19 protein-coding genes are annotated in these 19,927 nt (G+C 65.1%); 5 read left to right on the top strand and 14 right to left on the bottom strand.

The window, feature by feature from the left end; genetic code table 11:
- Nucleotides 1-60 precede the first annotated feature (60 nt).
- Both hutI and hutC read right to left on the bottom strand, forming a co-directional pair.
- Nucleotides 61-1,302, bottom strand: a complete 1,242-nt coding sequence (hutI, locus tag C2134_RS07405; RefSeq protein ID WP_103318823.1) for an imidazolonepropionase — start codon at nucleotides 1,300-1,302, stop codon at nucleotides 61-63.
- 162 nt (nucleotides 1,303-1,464) lie between these two features.
- Nucleotides 1,465-2,181, bottom strand: coding sequence for a histidine utilization transcriptional repressor HutC (gene hutC, locus C2134_RS07400; protein WP_199155552.1), 717 nt, complete (start codon nucleotides 2,179-2,181; stop codon nucleotides 1,465-1,467).
- 87 nt (nucleotides 2,182-2,268) lie between these two features.
- Between hutC and C2134_RS07395 the strand changes: the two genes are divergently transcribed.
- From C2134_RS07395 to C2134_RS07385, 3 genes are all read left to right on the top strand, one after another.
- Nucleotides 2,269-2,730: an Mpo1 family 2-hydroxy fatty acid dioxygenase gene (locus C2134_RS07395; RefSeq protein WP_103318822.1), complete on the top strand. Its 462-nt coding sequence runs from the start codon at nucleotides 2,269-2,271 to the stop codon at nucleotides 2,728-2,730.
- Between the two features lie 68 nt (nucleotides 2,731-2,798).
- Entirely contained in the window at nucleotides 2,799-3,650 is an 852-nt protein-coding gene (locus C2134_RS07390; protein WP_103318820.1) for a D-hexose-6-phosphate mutarotase, read from the top strand.
- A gap of 71 nt (nucleotides 3,651-3,721) precedes the next feature.
- Nucleotides 3,722-4,267, top strand: coding sequence for a CpXC domain-containing protein (locus C2134_RS07385; RefSeq protein ID WP_071110697.1), 546 nt, complete (start codon nucleotides 3,722-3,724; stop codon nucleotides 4,265-4,267).
- Between the two features lie 66 nt (nucleotides 4,268-4,333).
- On the opposite strand, the gene C2134_RS07380 is transcribed toward C2134_RS07385, so the two are convergent.
- The 6 genes from C2134_RS07380 to rarD form a co-directional block, all read right to left on the bottom strand.
- Nucleotides 4,334-6,208 (bottom strand): M3 family metallopeptidase, encoded by a 1,875-nt coding sequence (locus C2134_RS07380; protein WP_103318818.1) that lies wholly within the window; start codon nucleotides 6,206-6,208, stop codon nucleotides 4,334-4,336.
- A 170-nt stretch (nucleotides 6,209-6,378) separates the two neighbouring features.
- On the bottom strand, nucleotides 6,379-7,656 hold the full coding sequence (locus tag C2134_RS07375; protein ID WP_103318816.1) for a GNAT family N-acetyltransferase: 1,278 nt from the start codon (nucleotides 7,654-7,656) through the stop codon (nucleotides 6,379-6,381).
- Nucleotides 7,650-7,835, bottom strand: coding sequence for a hypothetical protein (locus C2134_RS07370; RefSeq protein ID WP_103318815.1), 186 nt, complete (start codon nucleotides 7,833-7,835; stop codon nucleotides 7,650-7,652). The genes C2134_RS07375 and C2134_RS07370 overlap by 7 nt, the downstream gene beginning before the upstream one ends.
- A gap of 155 nt (nucleotides 7,836-7,990) precedes the next feature.
- Entirely contained in the window at nucleotides 7,991-8,299 is a 309-nt protein-coding gene (locus tag C2134_RS07365; protein WP_103318813.1) for a hypothetical protein, read from the bottom strand.
- Nucleotides 8,293-8,583 carry a hypothetical protein gene (locus C2134_RS07360; protein WP_103318812.1) on the bottom strand — a complete coding sequence of 97 codons (291 nt, stop codon included), beginning with the start codon at nucleotides 8,581-8,583 and terminating at the stop codon, nucleotides 8,293-8,295. The genes C2134_RS07365 and C2134_RS07360 overlap by 7 nt, the downstream gene beginning before the upstream one ends.
- Before the next feature lie 143 nt (nucleotides 8,584-8,726).
- Nucleotides 8,727-9,641: an EamA family transporter RarD gene (gene rarD, locus C2134_RS07355; RefSeq protein WP_103318810.1), complete on the bottom strand. Its 915-nt coding sequence runs from the start codon at nucleotides 9,639-9,641 to the stop codon at nucleotides 8,727-8,729.
- A 364-nt stretch (nucleotides 9,642-10,005) separates the two neighbouring features.
- Here rarD and C2134_RS07350 point away from each other — a divergent pair, with 364 nt between their 5' ends.
- Together C2134_RS07350 and C2134_RS07345 are read left to right on the top strand one after the other, a co-directional pair.
- Nucleotides 10,006-13,491, top strand: coding sequence for an indolepyruvate ferredoxin oxidoreductase family protein (locus C2134_RS07350; RefSeq protein WP_103318809.1), 3,486 nt, complete (start codon nucleotides 10,006-10,008; stop codon nucleotides 13,489-13,491).
- A gap of 128 nt (nucleotides 13,492-13,619) precedes the next feature.
- Nucleotides 13,620-14,174 carry a hypothetical protein gene (locus tag C2134_RS07345; protein ID WP_103318807.1) on the top strand — a complete coding sequence of 185 codons (555 nt, stop codon included), beginning with the start codon at nucleotides 13,620-13,622 and terminating at the stop codon, nucleotides 14,172-14,174.
- A 315-nt stretch (nucleotides 14,175-14,489) separates the two neighbouring features.
- Here C2134_RS07345 and C2134_RS07340 read toward each other — a convergent pair whose 3' ends face one another.
- The 6 genes from C2134_RS07340 to C2134_RS07315 form a co-directional block, all read right to left on the bottom strand.
- Nucleotides 14,490-15,224 carry an NAD-dependent protein deacylase gene (locus C2134_RS07340; protein WP_103318946.1) on the bottom strand — a complete coding sequence of 245 codons (735 nt, stop codon included), beginning with the start codon at nucleotides 15,222-15,224 and terminating at the stop codon, nucleotides 14,490-14,492.
- A 42-nt stretch (nucleotides 15,225-15,266) separates the two neighbouring features.
- Nucleotides 15,267-15,599, bottom strand: coding sequence for a nucleotide pyrophosphohydrolase (locus C2134_RS07335; protein ID WP_103318945.1), 333 nt, complete (start codon nucleotides 15,597-15,599; stop codon nucleotides 15,267-15,269).
- 156 nt (nucleotides 15,600-15,755) lie between these two features.
- The gene (gene gstA / locus C2134_RS07330; RefSeq protein ID WP_103318805.1) at nucleotides 15,756-16,364 is read right to left on the bottom strand and encodes a glutathione transferase GstA; all 609 of its coding nucleotides are present in this window, start codon (nucleotides 16,362-16,364) and stop codon (nucleotides 15,756-15,758) included.
- Nucleotides 16,365-16,470: 106 nt separating this feature from the next.
- Nucleotides 16,471-17,040: a DUF4337 domain-containing protein gene (locus C2134_RS07325; protein ID WP_103318804.1), complete on the bottom strand. Its 570-nt coding sequence runs from the start codon at nucleotides 17,038-17,040 to the stop codon at nucleotides 16,471-16,473.
- 62 nt (nucleotides 17,041-17,102) lie between these two features.
- The gene (locus tag C2134_RS07320) at nucleotides 17,103-17,369 is read right to left on the bottom strand and encodes a VF530 family protein (RefSeq protein WP_103318802.1); all 267 of its coding nucleotides are present in this window, start codon (nucleotides 17,367-17,369) and stop codon (nucleotides 17,103-17,105) included.
- 64 nt (nucleotides 17,370-17,433) lie between these two features.
- A complete protein-coding gene (locus C2134_RS07315) occupies nucleotides 17,434-19,710 on the bottom strand; it encodes a DUF3141 domain-containing protein (protein WP_103318800.1) in 2,277 nt (758 codons plus the stop codon).
- Nucleotides 19,711-19,927 lie beyond the last annotated feature (217 nt).

The following is a 19,927-nucleotide window of genomic DNA, read 5'->3' as shown; positions in this document are numbered from 1 at the left end:
CTTGTCTTGCGCCACACCGCAGCCGCGCGCAGCCGCGGCGTTTGCGTGGCGGTCATGCGGTTAATCGATGTGTTGAACCGTCCCGCGGAACACGCGCTGTTTCAACACCGGCACCCCCACGCTATAGGCGATCTCGGCCGGATGTTCGATGTCCCATACCAAGAGGTCCGCCACATAGCCGGCCGCCAGGCGGCCATGCGTGGCGCCGCGGCCCAGAGCCTGCGCCGCGTGGCGAGTCACGCCGGCCAGCGCTTCTTCCGGCGTCAGGCCAAACAGCACGCAGGCTTGGTTCATCGCCAGCCGGATCGAAGCAAACGGGCTGGTGCCGGGGTTCAGGTCGGTGGACACCGCCATCGGCACGCCGGCGGCGCGCAGCTGGTCCACCGGCGGCTTTTGCGTCTCGCGCAGGAAATAGAAAGCGCCGGGCAGCAACACCGCCACCGTGCCGGCGCGCTGCAGCGCGGCGATGCCCTCTTCGTCCAGGTATTCGATATGGTCGGCCGACAGGCCGCCGAACTCCGCCACCAGCGCCGCCCCGTGCAGGTTGGACAACTGCTCGACATGGCCCTTCACTTGCAGGCCATGGCCGCGCGCGGCTTCGAACACGCGGCGGGTTTGCGCCGGGGTGAAACCGACGGATTCGCAGAACACATCCACCGCTTCGGCCAGGCCGGCCCTGGCCGCCACCGGCAGGATGGATTCGATGACCAGATCGATATAGCCATCGGCGTCGCCGGCATATTCCGGCGGCACCGCGTGCGCGGCCAGCAGCGTGGCCGCCACTTCCACTGGCAGCGAATCCTGCAACCGCCGCGCGGCGGCCAATTGCTTGAGTTCGTCCGCTTGGGTCAGGCCGTAGCCGGATTTGATCTCCACCGTGGTGACGCCCTCGGCCATCAACGCCTTCAGCCGAGGCAGGCTTTTCAACGCCAGCTCCTCCTCGTCCAGCCAGCGGGTGGCGCGCACGGTGGAGACGATGCCGCCGCCCTCGGCGGCGATCTGCTGGTAAGGCACGCCGGCCAGCCGCTTTTCCCACTCCGCCGCGCGGCTGCCGCCATACACCAGGTGGGTGTGGCAGTCGATCAGGCCGGGCGTGACCCAGCGGCCCTGCAGATCGAACACCTCGCCGTCAAACGCGGCCGGATCGACCTCCGCCTGCGGCAACACCGCCGCGATGTGGCCGTCGCGCAACAACAGCGCGTGGCCTTCCAGGCTGCCGTACGGCGCGGCGCGGGCCGGGTCCATGGTGGCCAGCCGGGCGTTCAGCCACAGGCTGGGGCGGTGCGGATGAATCGGTGGCATCGGTTTCTCGCGCAGTGATTTGTATATACAAATACGCGCATGGTTTAGCACTGTCAAGCCGCTGATTTGTAAAATCCGCTACAAATACTTGATGTTGCAAGGCAATAAAAAAGGCTGCCCGCTGGCAGCCTTTTCCCAAATGCATTAATTGTATATACCGATTTACTTTTTCACTCGCGTTTGCGAACGCAGCTTGTAACGCAGCCCGGGGTGCGTCAGCCGGGCGAAGCTGACCAGCTTCTTGTGCGACCAGGTGCGGCGCAGCACCAACAGGCAGGGCTCGGCGGCGGCAATGCCCAACAGCGCCTGCTCCGCCGGCCCCGGCAACACGGCTTCCACGCTATGCTCGATATCAGTGAGCGGGCAGCTTTGCATCAGGTAGTCGTTGGGCGTGCGCTCGCGGAAATCCTGGCGCAGGTAGTCGGGCGCGAAAGCCGGGTTGACGTAGCGGTCTTCCAGCTGGATCGGCACCTCGTCCTCGCAATGGACGATCAGCGAGTGATACACCAAGCCGCCGGCGCGCACGCTCAGCCGCAACGCCACTTCCTCGCTGGCCGGCACCGCCTCCAGCACCATCACTTGAGCGGTATGGCGATGGCCGCGCGCCTCGATCTCGGCGGCGATGTTGTTGATGTCCAACAGCGGCGACTCCGCCTTGCGTTCCGCCACGTAAGTGCCGTCGCCGGCGAAACGCAGCAGGATGCCGGCTTCGGCCAGGTCGCGCACCGCCTTGTTGACCGTCATCCGCGACACGCCAAACTGGCGCGCCAGCTCCAGCTCCGGCGGAATCTTGCAACCGGGCAGGAAGTGGCGGTCGCGAATGCCGGACAGGATGTAGTCCTTGATCCGTTGGTAACGGGGTTGCGGGGCGTCTGACACCGTGGCTCCATGTTCGAGGGAATGGCCGATTGTAGCGCGAGCGGCCGCATCGCTGGATGATCCAGCGCAGAAAACCGGAGGCAAGCCATGATGACCCTGCCGCAGTGGCTGGAGGCGTACGACGAAAGCCATCGCCATCCGTTCAACATCGCCATGCACAAGCTGTGCGTGCCGCTGATCGTGCTGTCGCTGCTGGGCATGCTGATGGCCCTGCCCGGCCCGCTGCCCTGGGCCTGGCTGGCCGTGCTAGCGGGCGTGGCCTGGTACTGGCAGCTGTCGCGCCAGGCCGCGCTGGTGATGGCGCTGTTGTGCAGCGTGGCGCTGCTGTTGCTGACCGCGGCGCAAAGCGCCGGCTGGCCGCTGGGTTATCTCTCGCTGCTCGTGTTCTCGCTGGCCTGGGTGGGCCAGTTCGTCGGCCATGCGCGCGAAGGCAGGAAACCCTCGTTCACCCAGGATTTGCAATTTCTGCTGATCGGCCCGCTGTGGACCCTGCGCGCGCTGTGGCTGCGGCTAGGTCTGATCGATCACGAAACGCCGACCAAACCCTGATCCACCGCAGCATGACCCTACCGCCACGCGCTATCATCGGTCTTTTTCCGGATTTCGATGGAGCGCACATGTCCTACCCGCAAGGAATGAGCCTGGCCGAACTGGCGCCAGGCGTGGAGCAGATTCTGCTGGCCGGCGACGGCTTTTCCGCCCGCATCGCGCTGCTGGGGGGCCAGTTGCTGGACTACCGCCGCGGCGAGGAACCGCCGTTGTTCTACCTGTCGCCGCAGTCGGCGTATCAACCGGGCAAGGCGATACGCGGCGGCGTGCCGGTGTGCTGGCCCTGGTTCGGCGCCCATCCGTCCGACGCCGCGCAAACGGCGCACGGCGTGGCCCGCCAGCAACTGTGGAAGCTGGCCGAGGCGTCCCGCGACGGCGAAGTGTTCCACGTGAAACTCAACGGACCGCGCCACGGCGAGCTGTCGGCCAAGCTGGCCTTCCGCATCGGCCCGGACGGCGTGGCCATCGAGCTTGCCACCAGCAACCACAGCGCATTGCCGCAAACCGTCAGCGCCGCGCTGCACAGCTATTTCGCGGTATCCGATATCGACCAGGTCAGCCTGCTGGGCCTGGAAAGCGCGCCGGCGCACGACAAGCTGAGCGATCGCCGGCTGAATCTGCCGGCCCTGCCGTTCCGTTTTGACGGCGAGGTGGACCTGGTAGCCTACCGCGGCGGCGCCATCACGCTGCAGGATGCCGGCTGGCGGCGCGCCGTCCGCATCACCAGCGCCGGCTCGCACAGCGTCGTGGTGTGGAACCCGGCGCCGGCCAAGGCGCAACGGCTGGCGGACCTGCCGGATGCCGACTGGCGGCGCTTCGTCTGCATCGAAACCGCCAACGCCGGCGACGACGCCCGCACGCTCGCGCCGGGCGCGGCGCATAAGCTGGCTTGCCGTGTGGATTTCTCTTGCCGCGACTAGGGGTTATAATCGATGACTTGCCGCCGGCAGCAATCCGGCGGCGTTTCCCCGCATACCGGAACATTGCAGCAATGGCACGACCAGACAAGATTTCCCGCTTCCTTCCGCTCACCTTTGCCAACGGCAACAGCGTGCGCCGTTTCGGCAAGCATTGCCCGCAATGCCGCTCCATGGTCAGCGCCGAACACATGGAAGGCATTGCCAGCCTGATGCAGGGCAAGATCTTCCTGTCCGCCGACGCCCGCTGCCCCAAATGCGGCGAAACCTTCCCGGTGGCCTGCGTCATCAGCGACGACAAGCGCGTGCATCGCGTGGTGCTGCCTTTGTGGATCTTCCGCATGTGGCTGAAATCCGCCACCCGGCACGACCCGCAGCCGGTGGACAACGACAGCTGGCAAGTGGAGAACGAATCGCCGCAGGGCCTGATGCTGTCGGCCGACGCCGAGGTAGTCCGCTCCGAAGAAATCCTCGGCCGCTTCCAGGGCGAGCCGATCTGCGCCTGGATCGAATACCAGGGCCAGCGCTTCGTCTTCGACCGCGCCGCCTCCAGCAATAATCTGGCGCTGACGCCGAGCGAGCTGCTGCTGGAAGGGCGCTTGATCTACCGGCAGCAGTAAGGGCTGCCGGCGCGCCAAAGCAAAACGGCCAGGTTTCCCTGGCCGTTTTGCGTTTCAACCCCAGCCTCAATGCACGCTGGCCGGATAATGGCCGGCCACCCAGCTTTCGAAGCGGTCGAACATCGCCGCGTCGCCGGCCGCGTTGTCGGCGATCAGCTCCGCGCCATGCACCAGGCGGATATGCGCATCCAGATCGGCCGGGTACTGCGCCGGATAGTCGCGCGCGGCGGATTCGGCTATCAGCTTCTGCGCCTCGGCCCACGCTTGCTCCACGCTCTGGTTGCAGCTGTCGGCCAGATAGCGGGCGTTGAACGGCTCGCCGGTCAGGCTCAGCAGCGTGGCGTTGTGGTTGATGCTGTTGCCCGGACCCCAGTAGTGCTGAGCCAGCAGCGGGCCGATGGCCGGGTTGTCGGTCAGATAGCCGAACTTGCCGATGAAGTAGGCGCGGGTCTGATACACCGCCATATTGGCCAGCAGGTAGCCGTGATAGGCGGCGGCCGATTCCTGGTTCAGCAGATGCGGTATGGCCAGCAACGGGCGCGGGCTGACGGCTATGCCCAGGATGCGCCGCTCGCTGCTGCGCGCCAGTTCCAACACCTGCTCGGCGGTCAGCTCGTTTTCCGGCAGCGCGTACAACGCGCGCTCGAAGTAAGCGACGACGGCGATGGAGCGCTCGGCGTAGGCGGCAAACGGCTGGGCGGCCTCGATGCGGGCGCGGATCAGCTCGTCCGGGATCACCTCGCCCTGGCTGTTGCGGGCATAACGCTTCAACCAATCGGCGTCGTCCAGCAGGCTGTCGCAGAACATGCTCTGGGTTTCGGCATAGGCCATCGAAGTCGGCGCGAACTCCTGCGAGAAGCACGGCGAATTCTGCGTCACATTGGCGAAGTGCGCGGCGTGGCCGCCCTCGTGGAACAGGGTGTTGATGGCGCGCGCGCCGCTGCCCACCTGGTCCGGCTTGGCGTCGGCGGTGAAGTTGATCTGGCCGGGCACCCAGGTTTCGCCGTCGAAGAAGGATGGAATCGGACCATGGCAGAAGCCGTTCTGGTACTTGCCCTGGCGCTCGATCAGGTCCAGCTGCATGGTCGCGCCGCGGTACTGGATGCCCAGGCGGCGGAAACTCAGCACCCAGCGTTCCACCGCCTTGGAGAACGGCAGGTAGGGATCGATCTGGCGGGTGACGTCGCCGCTCATATGGAAGCGCAGATTGTGGCCCTGCAAGGCAGCGGCGCCATGCTTGGCCTGCAGCTCGTCCAGCGCGCGCTGGTTGGCGTCGCGGGTGCGCGCCTCGAAGTCATCCAGGATGGCGAACAGCTGATCCGGCGTCATCTGCTCGTTCTTCTTCACCTTGTATTCGAAGTAGTCGGCATAACCGAGGCTGCGGGCCAGCTGGTTGCGCTTGCCCACGATGTCGAGAAAGCCGTTGTCCAGCACCCAGCGCTCCAGGCCCAGCAAGGCGTCGTGCGAGCTCTTGCGCGCCGCTTCGTCGCGGTTGGTGCCCATATTGGTGGACAAGCCGCTCAACGTCGCATTCTCGCGCTCGCCGGCCTCGTTGATGTGCTGCAATTGGTAATCGCGGCGCTTGGCGAACAGCTGAGACTCCAGCTCCACCAGCTCCGTCATCAGCCGGCGCGCTTCCTCGCTTTCGATGATGTTGCTTTCAAACAGCGCCCGCCAGCCCTGGAAACCGTGCAGCAGCGCGTCGCGCTCGGCGCCGGACGGCAGCGCCTGCAACTGGGCGATGGCGGACTGGGTTTGCGCCAGCCGCTTAGGGCTGGAGATGAAATCCTTGAACGCGGCTTCGGCGCGGGCGAAGCCGGCGTCGTCGTCGGACACCGCCATATAGGTGTCCCAGAACAGATCTTCCTTGGCCTTATGGATGGCCAGATATTCGTGGTTGAGCGCGTCGAACTCGCCGCGCAGCGCTGCCAATGCAGTCATTCCCATTTCTCCTGGAGGGTGTCGCCGCTCGGATGGCGGCTTGAGTCCAGCCGCAGTCAAAGACAGCGGCATGTATGAGCAAGTCTCATTTCAAAGTGGGATCAAGGTCAAGCAAATACTGGGAATTGACCATCAAATTCATGAGCCATGCACATTGCTAACCACAAAGCTCAGCCTGGCGGCCACCAGCACAGCGACGCTTCGCGGCCGGCCTCGACAAAGCCCAGCTTCCGGTACAAATCCAGCGCGTGATAATGGGCGTCGGCCACGATGACCAGCCGCGAGGTCCGTTGCAGCCCCCATTGCGCCAGATGGCTGAGCAGCTGGCTGGCCAGCCCCAGCCGCCGCACATGCGGCGCCGTGGTCACATGCTGCAAACGCGCCATGCCGGGCAACAGGAACAGGCCGGCGCAGCTGAGCAGCGCGCGGCCGTCGAACACGCCCCAGACATGGCCCAGTCCGGCCGCTTCCCGTTCGAGCAAGCGCTGTTGACGGCCCTGCAGATAGGCGCGGTAATCGGCCTCGGCATGGCCAGGCTCGCGCGTATCCGCCAGCAACTGTCGCCATTGCGCCCAGTCGGCTTCGCCGGCCAGCGGGCGGATGCTCAGCCAGGGGCTGGCGGGAACCGGCCGCCACTCTGATTCGCCCAGCAGCAGCACCACGCTTTCCAGATAGCGATAGCCCACGTCCAGCCAATCGCGGTAGCGCGCCTGGCAATCTTCACCGGTCTGCAGCCACCACAGCGTGCGGTGGCGGATGCCGGCATGGCCGGAGAAAGCGGCGTCAAAACGCGTTTCCCAGTATTCCCGCCCCCGCTGCGCCGGCGGCTGGTCCAATAGCAAGGCATTGCCATAATAAAAATCGGCTTGTCCCGGGCTGAGCAAGCGCCAGCAGCCATCCTGCCGCTGCAAGGCGCTGCCCTCCAGCCGCCAGTCGCTTTCCGTGCCCAGCATGCCCAGGCTCAGCGCCAGCGGCACCCGTCCGTTGCGGGCCGGGGCCTCGACAAAACCGAGCCGCGCCGCCAGCTTGCGCGCAGGCAGATTGGTTTCGCCGGCATCGGCCTCGATCCGGCTCAAGCCCAGAGCATTGAAAGCCGCGTCCAACACCATGCTGCCGGCTTCTTGCGCCAAGCCCTGGCCCCAGGCAGCTTCCGCCAGCTCCAGGCCGAAGCTGGCCACGCCGGGCGCGGCGCTGCCGCGCAAGCCGACCGAACCGATCAGCTCGCCATTGTCGCGCCGCACGATAGCCAGTTGCCAGGCGCGGCGCAGCGGGCGCTGCTGCTCGATGAAGCGCTGCAGCAGCATGGCGGAGTACGCCGGACTCCGCTCGGCCGCGGCGCCATGCCGGCCAAAACCCGGCGTGCCGCGCAACGCTTGATAGGCCGGCAGGTCGTCGGCGCAAAAATCGCGCAGCAGCAGGCGGGATGAGATCAAGGGAAGATTCAACATAGGCCGCCCTTCTCCAGACGCAGCTGTTCGGCGCGTTGCAAGAACTGCTGGCGCTCGAAGCGATCGTTGGGATGGAGGGGCGCGAATAATCGGCGCAAGGCCGGATCGGCTGGACGCGACTCGTCGCCCAGCATGTCGCGCTGCAGATGGCGCGACAGGAAGATAAAGAACGATGCCATGATGGCGGTACCTGTAAAGAACGATAAAGAGCGATGGAAGGCGCTTGCGGCTTCCGGACTGCCCTGACGCCGGCGGATGGCTCCTCCGGCGCGGGAGCGCGCAGTCTGCGCGCTCGCCAACTACTCGTCAAGCATATTGTTCAGCGCTGTCCGCATCAGTGCTGGATACGCCCTGGCTCGTGCGAGCGCTGATAAGCCTGCCGCCAGCGCCCCAGGCTGGTGCGCAACACCGCGTCCATCAACCCCAATTGCAAGCCCACCAGCGTGGCGTACAGCAGCATGCCTTGCTCGCTGGGCATCAGCGGCACCGCCCAATCGCTCAGGTGCGGATAAAGCAGCCAGGCCAAGGCCAGTCCGGCCACCAGCGTCAGTTCCACCGCGCGCCAAGAACGGGTGCGCAACGCCAGCCGCGTAATGATATCGGTGAGGAAGAACACCAGACTGACGAGATAAAGGGCTACCATCGCTTTTCCTTTCCGCCATTGGCGCGCTGCCGCCGCGCCAGCCAAGTTTTCACTACCGCATCGGTCAGGCCCAGCTGCAAGCCAACCAAGGCGGCGTAACACGCCATGCCGTAGGCGTCCGGCATCCACGGCAACAGCCAAAACGGCAGGCGCGGGTACAGCAGCCAGGCCAGCAGCGCCGTCAATCCGGCCAACAGACGCAAGGCCGTCGCGCCGCGCTGCCGCAGCCAGTAACGCACGCTCACCGCGCTAGCCAAAAACACCAAGCAAACCAGCCACAGCACCGCGCTCGCTCCGCCGTCTTTCTTCGGTTATAGCCAGCCCGATCCATACTTTCGGACAGGCGGACCCGCCATTCGTCAGAAAACCCGAACGCCATAAGCAAACAGCCCCGCGTTGGCGGGGCTGTTCAATCAGGACGGGGCTTTCAGACCGATGCGGGGCTGCGTCTTCCGCGCCACAAGCCGCGCAGGCCGACGGCGGAATACAGCAACAACGCCGCCCAGATCAGGGCAAAGCCCAGCGCGCGGTCCGGGCCGAACGGCTCGCCATACAACAACACGCCCAGGGCCAGCTGGATGCTGGGGCCGATGTACTGGATCACCCCCACCGTAGCCAGCTTCAAGCGGCGCGCTCCGGCGGCGAACATCAACAAGGGCACCGCGGTGACCACCCCGGCCCCGACCAACAACATGTCGCCTTGCCAACCCAAATGGCCGAACGCACCATCGCCGCGCCAGGCGAACCATAACAGTGCGGCCAGCGCCAGCGGCGACATCAGGAAGGTCTCCAAGGCCAGCCCCGGCAAGGACGGCAGCGGCGCCATCTTGCGCAGCAAGCCATACAGGCCAAAAGTGGCCGCCAGCGACAGCGCGATCCACGGCAGCGCGCCGGCGCTGAGGGTCAGCCAGGCCACGCCCGCCGCGGCCAGGGCCACCGCCAGGCGCTGCGGCCGGCTCAGCCGCTCGCCCAGAAACAAGCGGCCCAGCAGCACATTGACCAAGGGATTGATGAAATAACCGAGGCTCGCCTCCACCACGTGGCCGGCATTCACCGCCCAGATATAGATCAGCCAGTTCAGCGACAGCACGGTCGACGACAAGGCGAAGATGCCCAGCTGGCGCGGACGGCGCAGCGCCTCGCGCAGATCGCCCCATTGCCGCAGCGCGCTGAGCACCAGGGCAACGAACAAGGCCGACCACACGATGCGGTGGCACAGAATTTGCAAAGCCGGAACGCTGTGCAACGGTTTCCAATACAGCGGAAACAGTCCCCAGCAGACGAAGGCGCCTACGGTGTACAGCACGCCGCGACCGGCACCATCGGATGAAGAAACAGACATGGGATTCTCGAAAACAATGCTCCAACAGACAGCTTACCCGTTTTGTCCGCTAGGAATAATCAGTAAACCCTGCACAGTCCGTTCACAAACACTTAACAAAACACGGATTTTTGCTGCACTGGCACATAAACCGCACTGCCAGGCGCTGTCCCGCGCGATCTCTTTGACGTTGACGTAAACGTCAACTATAGTCTGGCGGCATTAGGGTTAACACTCTAAGCTGCATCAGCCGCGCATACCAAGGGCACACGGTATAAAAATAAAGTGTCAGTCGCGTTGCCACGCAGCAGACGCCCGGCACACGCCGCCCACAAGGCCGCCCGCGGGCTGATCGCCACAAGCGAGCACGACAGGAGGAGAAACCATGTCAATCCGCCATGCAGACCTGGAAGAAAAATACACCGCCCCCACCGGCCAGGTACTGATGACAGGCATTCAGGCGCTGGTGCGCCTGCCCATGCTGCAACAACAACTGGACCAGGCTGCCGGCCTGAATACCGCCGGCTATGTCACCGGCTATCGCGGCTCGCCCTTAGGCAACGTCGACCAGACCATGATGAAGGCCAAGAAGCACCTGGACGCCCACAAGGTGGTGTTCCATCCCGGCCTCAACGAAGACCTGGCCGCCACCGCCATCTGGGGCACGCAGCAGGTCAATATGTTCGAGGGCGCCAAGTACGACGGCGTCTATTCGATGTGGTACGGCAAGGGCCCCGGCGTTGACCGCTCCGGCGACGTGATCAAGCACGGCAACGTGGCCGGCACCTCCAAGCACGGCGGCGTGCTGCTGGTGTGCGGCGACGACCATGCGGCCAAGTCGTCCACCTTCCCGCACCAGTCCGACCACATCCTGGCCGCCAGCATGATTCCGGTGTTGTCTCCATCCGGCGTGCAGGAAGTGCTGGACCTGGGCCTGCACGGCTGGGCGATGAGCCGTTATTCCGGCTGCTGGGTGGCGATCAAGGCCATCACCGACACCATCGAAAGCTCGGCCATCGTCGACATCTCGCCGGAACGCTTCGAGTTCAAGATTCCCAAGGACTTCCCGCTTCCGGAAGACGGCCTGAACATACGCTGGCCGGACACCCCGCTGGCGCAGGAAAAGCGCGTGCTGCACCACCGCCTGTACGCCGCGCTGGCCTACGCTCGCGAGAACAAGCTGAACCGCATCACGCTGGATTCTCCCAAGCCGCGCCTGGGCATCATCACCTGCGGCAAGAGCTATCTGGACGTGATGCAGGCGCTGGACGACCTCGGCATCAGCGAAGCGCAGGCGGCGGAAATCGGCCTGCGCATCTTCAAGGTGGGCATGGTATGGCCGCTGGAGCCGGAAGGCGTGCGCCAGTTCGCCGAGGGCCTGGAGGAGATTCTGGTGGTGGAGGAGAAGCGCCAGATCATCGAATACCAGCTGAAGGAACAGCTGTACAACTGGCGCGACGACGTGCGCCCGCGGGTGGTGGGCAAGTTCGCCGAGAAAGGCGAATGGGCGCTGCCGCACGGCGATTGGCTGCTGCCGGCCGCCGGCGAGCTGACGCCGGCCATGATCGCCCGCGCCATCGCCAGCCGGCTGGCGCTGATCTACGACAGCCCGGTGATCCACGACCGCCTGAAATTCTACGACGATAAAGAAGCGCAGCTGGTCAAGCCGCGCGAGTCCATCGCCCGCGTGCCGCATTACTGCTCCGGCTGCCCGCACAACACCTCCACCAAGCTGCCGGAAGGCAGCCGCGCCGTGGCCGGCATCGGCTGCCACTACATGGCGCACTGGATCAGCCCGGAAAACACCAAGACCTTCACCCAGATGGGCGGCGAGGGCATCACCTGGTTGGGCCAGGCGCCGTTCACCACCACCAAGCACATCTTCACCAATCTGGGCGACGGCACCTACTTCCACTCCGGCATCCTGGCCATCCGCGCCGCAGTGGCCGGCAAAGTGAACATTACTTACAAGATCCTGTACAACGACGCGGTGGCGATGACCGGCGGCCAGCACGTGGACGGCTATCTGGACGTGCCGATGATGACGCGCCAGCTGGCGGCCGAAGGCGTCAAGCGCATCGTGATCACCAGCGATGACCCGGACAAATACAAGCACGCCCAGGGCCTGGCCCCCGGCATAGACGTGTTCCACCGCCGCGAACTGGACCGCGTGCAACGCGAGCTGCGCGACACCGAAGGCGTCACCATCCTGATCCATGACCAGACCTGCGCGGCGGAAAAACGCCGTCGTCGCAAACGCAACGAGTTTCCGGACCCGGCCAAGCGCGCCTTCATCAACGAACGCGTGTGCGAAGGCTGCGGCGATTGCAGCCAGAAATCCGGCTGCCTATCGGTGCTGCCGGTGGAAACCCCGCTGGGCCGCAAGCGCAAGATCGACCAATCGAGCTGCAACAAGGACTACTCCTGTGTCGAGGGCTTCTGCCCCAGCTTCGTCACCGTGGAAGGCGGCAAGCTGAAGAAGCCGGCCGGCGCCAGCGCCGATCTGGCCAAGATGCCAGCCTTGCCGGAACCGAAGATTCCGGCGCTGCACGAGCCGTTCGGCATCATGGTGACCGGCGTCGGCGGCACCGGCGTGGTCACCATCGGCCAGGTGCTGGGCATGGCGGCCTATCTGGACAACAAGGGCGTGACGGTGCTGGACATGGCCGGCCTGGCGCAGAAAGGCGGCTCGGTGTGGTCGCACGTTCGCATCGCCGAACATCAGGAGCAGCTGCACGCCGTGCGCATCGCCGCCGGCGACGCCAACCTGGTGCTGGGCTGCGACCTGGTGGTGACCGCAGCGGAAGAAGCCCTGGCCAAGATGCGCGAGGGTTTCAGCTACGCCATCGTCAATAACTACGAGTCGCCGACCAGCGGCTTCCTGAAAAACCCCGACCTGCGCTTCCCGGCCAAATCGATGAAGGATGCCATCATCGAATCCGTCGGCGCCGGCCGCTTCAGCGAGGTCAACGCCAACCGGCTGGCCACCGCGCTGATGGGCGACGCCATCGCCAGCAATATGTTCATGCTCGGTTACGCCTGGCAAAAGGGCCTGGTGCCGGTATCGCTGGAAGCCATCATGGAAGCGGTGCGGCTCAACGGCGCCGCGGTGAAGTTCAACCAGGACGCCTTCAGCTGGGGCCGCCACGCCGCGCACGATCTGGCCCGCGTGGAAGCGCTGGTCAGCCCCAGCGCCGTGGTGCAGTTCGTGCCGCGCGAAACGCCGGACGCCGTAGTGCATCACCGCGCCACCTTGCTCACCGCCTACCAGAACGAGGCGCTGGCCGAGCGCTACAAGGAGCGGGTGCAGCAGGTGAAGCAGGCCGAGGAGGCCGTCAACCCGAGCAGCACCGCGCTGACGCTGGCCGCCGCGCGCGCCTACTACCATCTGCTGGCCTACAAGGACGAGTACGAGGTGGCGCGGCTGTACAGCGACGGCGAGTTCCAACGCGAGGTGGCCGCCCAGTTCGACGGCGACTACAAGCTGCGCTTCCACATCGGCGTGGCCTGGCTCACCGGCGGCAAGCCGCGCAAGATCCCGTTCGGCCCGTGGCTGATGCCGGCGATGAAGGCCTTGGCCAAGCTGCGCTTCCTGCGCGGCACGGCGCTGGACCCGTTCGCCTGGCAGACGGACCGCAAGCTGGAGCGCCAGCTGATCGCCGAGTTCGAACAACAGCTGCCTACCGTGCTCTCCCGGCTGAATCTGGCCGCGCTGCCGCAGGCGGTGGAGTGGATGAAGACCTGGGAAGGCGTGCGCGGCTTCGGCCACATCAAGCTGCGCAACTACCAGCAGGCGAAGGCGAAGCAAGCCGAGCTGCTGGGCCATACAAGCCAGTCGGGCAAGCCGGCGGCCAGCGCCGCCGTGGCCTGATCATAAGATTTTCCGCAGCTTTTGGCGCCGACTCCTGTCGGCGCCTTTTTTACGCCCCTGGAAATGACAAAAAAATCTTCTATGTTTCAAGACATGCCAAAAGATTTTCACCGCCTGGAGACCATCACATGACCGCCCTGCTTCGCCGCGCCGCAATCGCCTCGCTCAGCTTGATCCTGATCGCGTGTTCCAGCAACCCGCCGGCCAAAATGGCCGGCTGCATCGGCAGCGTGATGCCACCGCCGCCGGGCATGAGCGCGGCGCAGAACCCGGCCCTGCTGGCGCAAGCCGTCGGCGCGCCGGGCAAGGGCGGGCTGTGCGAGGGGGCGGTCTACCAGCAGGACACCGGCGCCGCCGTGCTCGTGTACCGGGTGTGGGACGACAGCAAACCCAACTCGCAAATGGGACGCTGGTGGTCGTTCAGCCAACCGCAGGGACCGGTGGCGCAATACCGCGCCGAAAACGCGATTTGCCCATCGTGGAGCCAGCTCAACCATGTGGTGCGCTGCCAGCTGAAAGCCGGCGCGCAGGTGGCGGTCGGCACCGGCCAGAGCGCCGCCTGCGCGCCCGATCCGGACTACCCGCCGTCGCCGGTCAACCAGGTCTATGTCCCCAATAGCAGCCCGGACGGCCTGTTGGTGGAAAACTGCCAGGATGCAGGGAGCTTCCCGCCGGCGCAGTAACGCCGCGGCCGGATATTCTCACAATGGCACAGCCACCAGGATAAGGGCTAGGGGCTGTTGACGTTTGCTGAGTGGATCGCGTTTGAGCCGATTTGGGCCGGAAGCAAGGCGCACAGTCCGACGCATAGTCATTCTATGCAAGGGCTGGGAAACGCGGCTTCCGGCCCAAAGCGGCCAAACCCGCAGGGCCGGGCGCCTTTCGCGCCGACTCTTCGTTGTTCCGCGCTGGCAGAGAATGACTATGCGGCGCGCGAAACGCCTCGATTCGCCGCAAAACGCATCCCGGCGCGACCGCTCACCAAACGTCAACAACCCCTAAGCGTGCAGCCCGCGGCAAGTTTCGCCTATGCCGGCCTGGATGCACAGATCGAACAGCGAGTCGAAACGCGTGGGGGTGTAGTTGATCAGCGCGCAGGGAATGCCGGCGCGCGCGGCTTCCAGCGGGATCAGATTGACCGGCGACACCTCCAGGGACGAGCCCATCACCAGCAGCAGATCGGCGTTCAGCGCCGCCTGGAAGGCCACGTCGATCAGCGGCACCGCCTCGCCGTACAGCACCACATCCGGCTTCAGCACCGCGCCGCAGCGACGACAAGGCGGCACCTCGTGCTGCTGCACATAGTCGAGCGTATGCGGCGTTTCGCAGTCAGGGCAGCTGGCGCTGAGCAAGGTGCCGTGCATCTCCAGCACGCGGCGGTTGCCGGCGCGGCCGTGCAGGCCATCGATATTCTGGGTGAGGATGGTGACTTCCTTGCCGGCCTGCTCCAGCGCCGCCAGGAAACGATGGCCATCATTGGGCTGGTAGTCGCCCACCAACTTGATGCGGAAGATTTCGCGGAAGGCTTGCCAAAAGGCCGCCGGCGCGCGGCGGAAGTAGTCGATGGACACCACATCGGCCAAGCTCAGATCGCGCGACCACAGGCCGTCTACGGAGCGGAAATCCGGAATGCCGGATTCGGTGCTCATGCCGGCGCCGGTCAACACGGCGATCCGCCCGGCGTCATCTATCAGTTGCTGCAGATCCTGCCGCTGTTGCTCAGTCGCGCTCATCATCCGTCCTTGCATGCCACTCCCGGCACTATAGCGCAGGGCTTATGGCGCCGGATACTTGATCGCATTCTTGACCATCTTATCCCGAACCGCCTGATCCAGATCGACGCCGGTGACCATGGCCAAGCGGGTCAGGTACAGCAGCACATCGGCAATCTCTTCCTGCAGATGGGTAAAACGCGCTGGATCGTCGCGCAAGGCCGCGGCGCCGTCATCGCCCAGCCATTGGAAGATTTCCGCCAGTTCTCCCACTTCGCCCACCAGGGCCAACACCAGATTGCGCGGCGAGTGGTGGCGGTTCCAACCGCGCTCGTCGGCAAAACGCTGCAGGGCCGTGGTCAGGCCGCGGGTATCGATCAAAATCTCGTCGCTCATATTCATCCACTCCCGTTTCACGTGAAACATCCAGGCACTGATACAGACAGTAGAAGTCGTACAGCAAGCCTGGCTCAGGGCTTTGTCAGCGAAGGTTACCGGCCAACGAAAATGCCCGGCCAGGCCGGGCATCGTCAAGCCATGCAAACAGACGCGTTAAATCAGGCCTTCGTCCTTCAGCGCCTGCTGCACCGCCGGCAGTTCCGCCACCCGCTTCAGGAAGGCCAGCAGCGCCGGATAATCGGCCAGCGAGCGATGCACATATTGCGCCCAGGAGAGGCAGGTAAACAGATAGGCATCGGCCACGCAGAACTGATCGCCCTGCAGATAGGCGGTGGTCTCCAGCTGACGCTGCAGCAAAACCAAACGCGGTTGCAGCCGCTGCCACGCCTCGTCCTTGGCCTCGTCGGTCTTGGCGAAGAACAGCGGCGTGAAGTTCTTGTGGATTTCGGTGGCGATGAAGTTCAGCCACTCCTGCAGCCGGTAGCGTTCCAGCGTGCCATTGGCCGGAGCCAGCCGCTTGGCCGGAACTTGGTCCGCGATGTACTGCAATATCGCCGCGCCCTCGGTCAGCAGCTCGCCGTTGTCCAGCTGCAGCGCCGGCACATAACCCTTGGGATTGATGGCGGAGAAATCGGCGCCGCTGGCCGTGCTATGCGGCGTTTCGCGCAGATTGACCTTCTCAGAGGAAAACGGCAGGCCGCTGGCGATCAGGGCGATATGGGAGGCCAGCGAGCAGGCTCCAGGCGAATAATACAGTTTCATCTCACGACTCCTTGCTGAATGGAAAGGATGGGACGCACCGCAAACCCAGCCAGGGTGTGCCAAAACTCGAACGATTGCAACCACGTTCCGCCCAGGGCCAACCCCCTCAGCCCAGCAACGACACCAGCCACTCGATGCGCAGATTCCACCCGGCAAAGCCGGCCAGCCAGAACAGGGCGCCGGCGGCGCCGAATCCCCAGGCGGCGAACAGCGGCAGCAGATTGGCCGACAGCGCGGCCACCGCCGCGCAGGCCACCGCGATGGACAGCGCCGCGTCGCTGATGTCGAACAAGTCGTGACGCGCGTTCAGCGTTTCCATGCCCTGCTCCTTGGCCTGGGCCTTGCGCTGCAAATCCTGGCTCTCCTGCTTGTAGCGTTCCAGCTCATGCTTCAGCTGTTGCTGCTGCGGCTTCAAGGCCGCGGCGCTGGCGGGATTGGCGATGGCAAGCATCTCGGCCTGGCGCAGACTGGCCTCGGCCAGGTGCAGCTTGATCTTCTTGGCCTGATATTCCGACCAGGCATCGGCCGCGTCGGCCTTCTGCAACTGGCGGGTCTGCACGATATTGTCGTCCTTCAGCTTGCCCAGGCCCATCAGCACCGACAACAGCACCACGGTCAGCGCCACCCAGCTGTTCAGGCGCTTCTTTTCCGCTTCTACGCTGATTTCCACTTCCATATCGTTTCTCCCATGCGGTTGTGTTTCCGCACAGCATAACGCGATCGAACGAAAATGGTTGCTCAGCCGCCGGTTTTTTTGGAGAACAGCCGCGGCCGCTCATCGCGCGGTCCGCCGGCTTTCATCTGCACGAACAAGGCCTCCACGCGGGCGCGCGCCCATGGCGTGCGGCGCAGGAAGACCAGGCTGGACTTGATGCTGGGGTCCTGGCTGAAGCAGCGGATGTCGATCCGGCTGGCCAGGCCGTCCCAGCCGTAATGCGCCTGCAGCTCGGTCAGCATGTTTTCCAGCGTGACGCCGTGAGTGGGATTGTTGGCCTGCGTGCTCATGCCGCGCGTCCTGTCAGAATGAAGAAAGCCGCGAGTGTAAGCCCGCGGCGTGGTGCCAGCCAAGTCACTTGGCGGCGGCGGATTTTCGGCTGCGCGGCGCCCTGGGCTTTTTCACCGGCGCAGCCGGCGCCGAGGTTTGCGGCGCCGCCTCGGCTGAAGGTTCCGGCGTGGCCGGTCTGACGCCGGGCACCCCCATGGCCAAGGCCATGCGGCCCAGCCGCTGCTGCTTGTCCACGCTGATCGGCCCCGCCGCCGACAATAGCAGCATCACCAGCTCCAGCGCCATTTCGCGCTGCTGATCGGTGGGCAGCAGGTCCTTGATGGTGGCCAGCGCCCGCTTCTCGTCGTTGCGCACCAGCCAGGTCTGGCGCCGCACCACCTGCTTGAACGCCTCCAGCGTCAGGTCCTCGCCCAGGCCGGTATCCTGCATCACGCGGCGGATGGCGTTGAACGGCCGCACGTCCACCACGCCGTTGCCGATGGCGACATAAATCAGCAAGCGCAGGAAGCCGTCCACCGCGCCGCCCTCGGAGTAATGCTGCTCCAGCTCGCGCTTCTTCAGCCGCAGCATCTCGTCGCGCTCCCAGCCGGCATGGTAGCCCGGCACGTGATAGGCCCGTTTCGGATGCAGGCCCACCAGCGCGGCGGTCAGCGGCGCGTCGTAGACGGCGCGGAAAGTCATTTCCTTCAGCGCGTCGCGCTGGTCGCGGTAGCCGTCCAGCCAGCTGGCGGTCCAGTCGGACACCGTCTGCTGCCATTGCCAGAACGGATTGTTCTGGGACACCGGCTTGCGCGCCGCTCTCACCTTGTCGGCCCAATCCGACAAGCCGGTCAGCAGCGGATTGCGGCTGGAGAACCAGCGCCGCTCGAAGCGAGACGGATGCATTTCACGCATCAGATGGGCGGTCCACGGCGAGCCGCTGGCCCTGACCCACGGCGAAACGAAGCAGTCGTACAGCTGCTGGTTGATCTCCGCCACCCGCTTCACCACCTGGAAAGCGCGCTCGCCCTCGCGGCCATCGCCCAATGCCAGGATGTCCTCCACCTCGCGCGGTTCGAAGCGGATGACGTAGCGGCCTTGCAGATACTGCAGGCCCGGCGTTTCCGGATGGGTATCGGTGATCACCGCCTCGTACAGTCCCGGCGGCAGCACGTCGATCAAGTCCAGCGCGCTGGCCAGCTCGCTGTGCTCCTTGTTGGCCACGCCGGCGGACACAAAGATGCCCAAATGGCCGATCTGCTCATGCAGGCAGTAAACGATGGTCTGCTCGTTGCTGCGGATGTCCTCCACGCTGTTGTAGAGGTCGGCGATCCAGTACAGCGCCTGCTGCGGCGGCGTGATGTTGTCGCCCCAGGACGCGAACACGATGATGGGCGAGCGGATCTGCCGCAAATCGATGCGCACCGCGCCCTCGTCCAGATACACCTCGCCGCGGCTCAGGCGATTGCCGACGAACAGGTTCTGGCTGATCCACTCCATCTCCTCCTTGTTCAGCAGATAGTGGCCGCCCCACCAGCGCTCGAACTCCAGAAACCGCCCGCGTTCGGTATCGATATGGCTGTATAGATGGTGGCCCTTTTTCCAGTAGGTGTTGGCCGGGTCCAGCTGCTCGAAGTTGGACACCAGATGCGCGCCGTCGAACTGGCCGTGGCCCAAGTCGCCGGTCAACGAGGCCAGCCAGGTGCCGCCCAGCATGCCGCCCTGGTAGCGCATCGGATTCTTGCCCGCCACGCCGGCCCAGTACGACAGCGGCGAGCCCGCCAAAAGGATGGGACCGACGTCGTCCGGCGCCGAGGCCGCCACCATCGCCAGCGCCCAGCCGCCCTGGCAGTTGCCGATGGCGAAGGGTTTGCCGGCATTGCCCGGATGCAGCTCGCGCACGCGCTTGAGGAAGGCCTTTTCGGCCCGCCACACGCACTCTATGGTTTGCCCCGGCACCGGCACCGGGAAGAACATCACGAAATAGCACGGGTGGCCCTGGCGCAGCGCGATGCCGATTTCGCTGTCCATCTTGAAGCCGCCGATGCCCGGACCGTGGCCGGCGCGCGGATCGATCACCACGAACGGGCGCAGGCTGGGATCGGTCGGCGTGCAGTTGGCCGGCGGGCGGATCGCCGCCAGCGCGTAGTTGACCGGCTGCGGCAGCTCGCGGCCGTCCATGATGATGTCGAAATCAAACACCAGCACCGGCGGGTTGCCGGAGGCTGCGTGCTCCAGATAGGTGTCGCCGCGCTCGCGCAGCACATCGCAGAACAGCAGCCCGCGCTGCAGCGCATCCGTCCAGTAGTCCATCCAGTGCTGCCCCAGCGACCACCACCCCGTGTTGTCGGACTCCGCCATGCCCCGCTCTCCCTTTGTCAACAGCTTTCACTGTAGTCCACCATGCTGCGGCGCACCGCATACTGCGCCAAGAACTTAGGGGCTGTTGACGTTTGGTGAGTGGATCGCGTTTGCGCTTCGCCAAATCCTCCGGGCCGGGCGCCTTTCGCGCCGACTCTTCGTTGTTCCGCGCTGGCAGAGAATGCTATGCGGCGCGCGAAACGCCTCGATTCGCCGC

It is taken from the genome of Chromobacterium sinusclupearum (genome assembly GCF_002902845.1).
Lineage (GTDB): Bacteria > Pseudomonadota > Gammaproteobacteria > Burkholderiales > Chromobacteriaceae > Chromobacterium > Chromobacterium sinusclupearum.
The sequence above is the reverse complement of the archived record's forward strand: the minus strand, read 5'-3'. Positions and strand labels throughout refer to the sequence as shown.

What these genes read in the sequence shown, in the direction of transcription:
- C2134_RS07370 (WP_103318815.1), bottom strand. Translation starts at nt 7,835, where the DNA reads ATGGCATCGTTCTTTATCTTCCTGTCGCGCCATCTGCAGCGCGACATG.
- C2134_RS07390 (WP_103318820.1), top strand. Translation starts at nt 2,799, where the DNA reads ATGTCCTACCCGCAAGGAATGAGCCTGGCCGAACTGGCGCCAGGCGTG.
- C2134_RS07385 (WP_071110697.1), top strand. Translation starts at nt 3,722, where the DNA reads ATGGCACGACCAGACAAGATTTCCCGCTTCCTTCCGCTCACCTTTGCC.
- rarD (WP_103318810.1), bottom strand. Translation starts at nt 9,641, where the DNA reads ATGTCTGTTTCTTCATCCGATGGTGCCGGTCGCGGCGTGCTGTACACC.
- hutI (WP_103318823.1), bottom strand. Translation starts at nt 1,302, where the DNA reads ATGCCACCGATTCATCCGCACCGCCCCAGCCTGTGGCTGAACGCCCGG.
- C2134_RS07375 (WP_103318816.1), bottom strand. Translation starts at nt 7,656, where the DNA reads ATGTTGAATCTTCCCTTGATCTCATCCCGCCTGCTGCTGCGCGATTTT.
- C2134_RS07335 (WP_103318945.1), bottom strand. Translation starts at nt 15,599, where the DNA reads ATGAGCGACGAGATTTTGATCGATACCCGCGGCCTGACCACGGCCCTG.
- C2134_RS07320 (WP_103318802.1), bottom strand. Translation starts at nt 17,369, where the DNA reads ATGAGCACGCAGGCCAACAATCCCACTCACGGCGTCACGCTGGAAAAC.
- C2134_RS07365 (WP_103318813.1), bottom strand. Translation starts at nt 8,299, where the DNA reads ATGGTAGCCCTTTATCTCGTCAGTCTGGTGTTCTTCCTCACCGATATC.
- C2134_RS07380 (WP_103318818.1), bottom strand. Translation starts at nt 6,208, where the DNA reads ATGACTGCATTGGCAGCGCTGCGCGGCGAGTTCGACGCGCTCAACCAC.
- C2134_RS07325 (WP_103318804.1), bottom strand. Translation starts at nt 17,040, where the DNA reads ATGGAAGTGGAAATCAGCGTAGAAGCGGAAAAGAAGCGCCTGAACAGC.
- C2134_RS07395 (WP_103318822.1), top strand. Translation starts at nt 2,269, where the DNA reads ATGATGACCCTGCCGCAGTGGCTGGAGGCGTACGACGAAAGCCATCGC.
- C2134_RS07315 (WP_103318800.1), bottom strand. Translation starts at nt 19,710, where the DNA reads ATGGCGGAGTCCGACAACACGGGGTGGTGGTCGCTGGGGCAGCACTGG.
- C2134_RS07350 (WP_103318809.1), top strand. Translation starts at nt 10,006, where the DNA reads ATGTCAATCCGCCATGCAGACCTGGAAGAAAAATACACCGCCCCCACC.
- C2134_RS07345 (WP_103318807.1), top strand. Translation starts at nt 13,620, where the DNA reads ATGACCGCCCTGCTTCGCCGCGCCGCAATCGCCTCGCTCAGCTTGATC.
- gstA (WP_103318805.1), bottom strand. Translation starts at nt 16,364, where the DNA reads ATGAAACTGTATTATTCGCCTGGAGCCTGCTCGCTGGCCTCCCATATC.
- C2134_RS07340 (WP_103318946.1), bottom strand. Translation starts at nt 15,224, where the DNA reads ATGAGCGCGACTGAGCAACAGCGGCAGGATCTGCAGCAACTGATAGAT.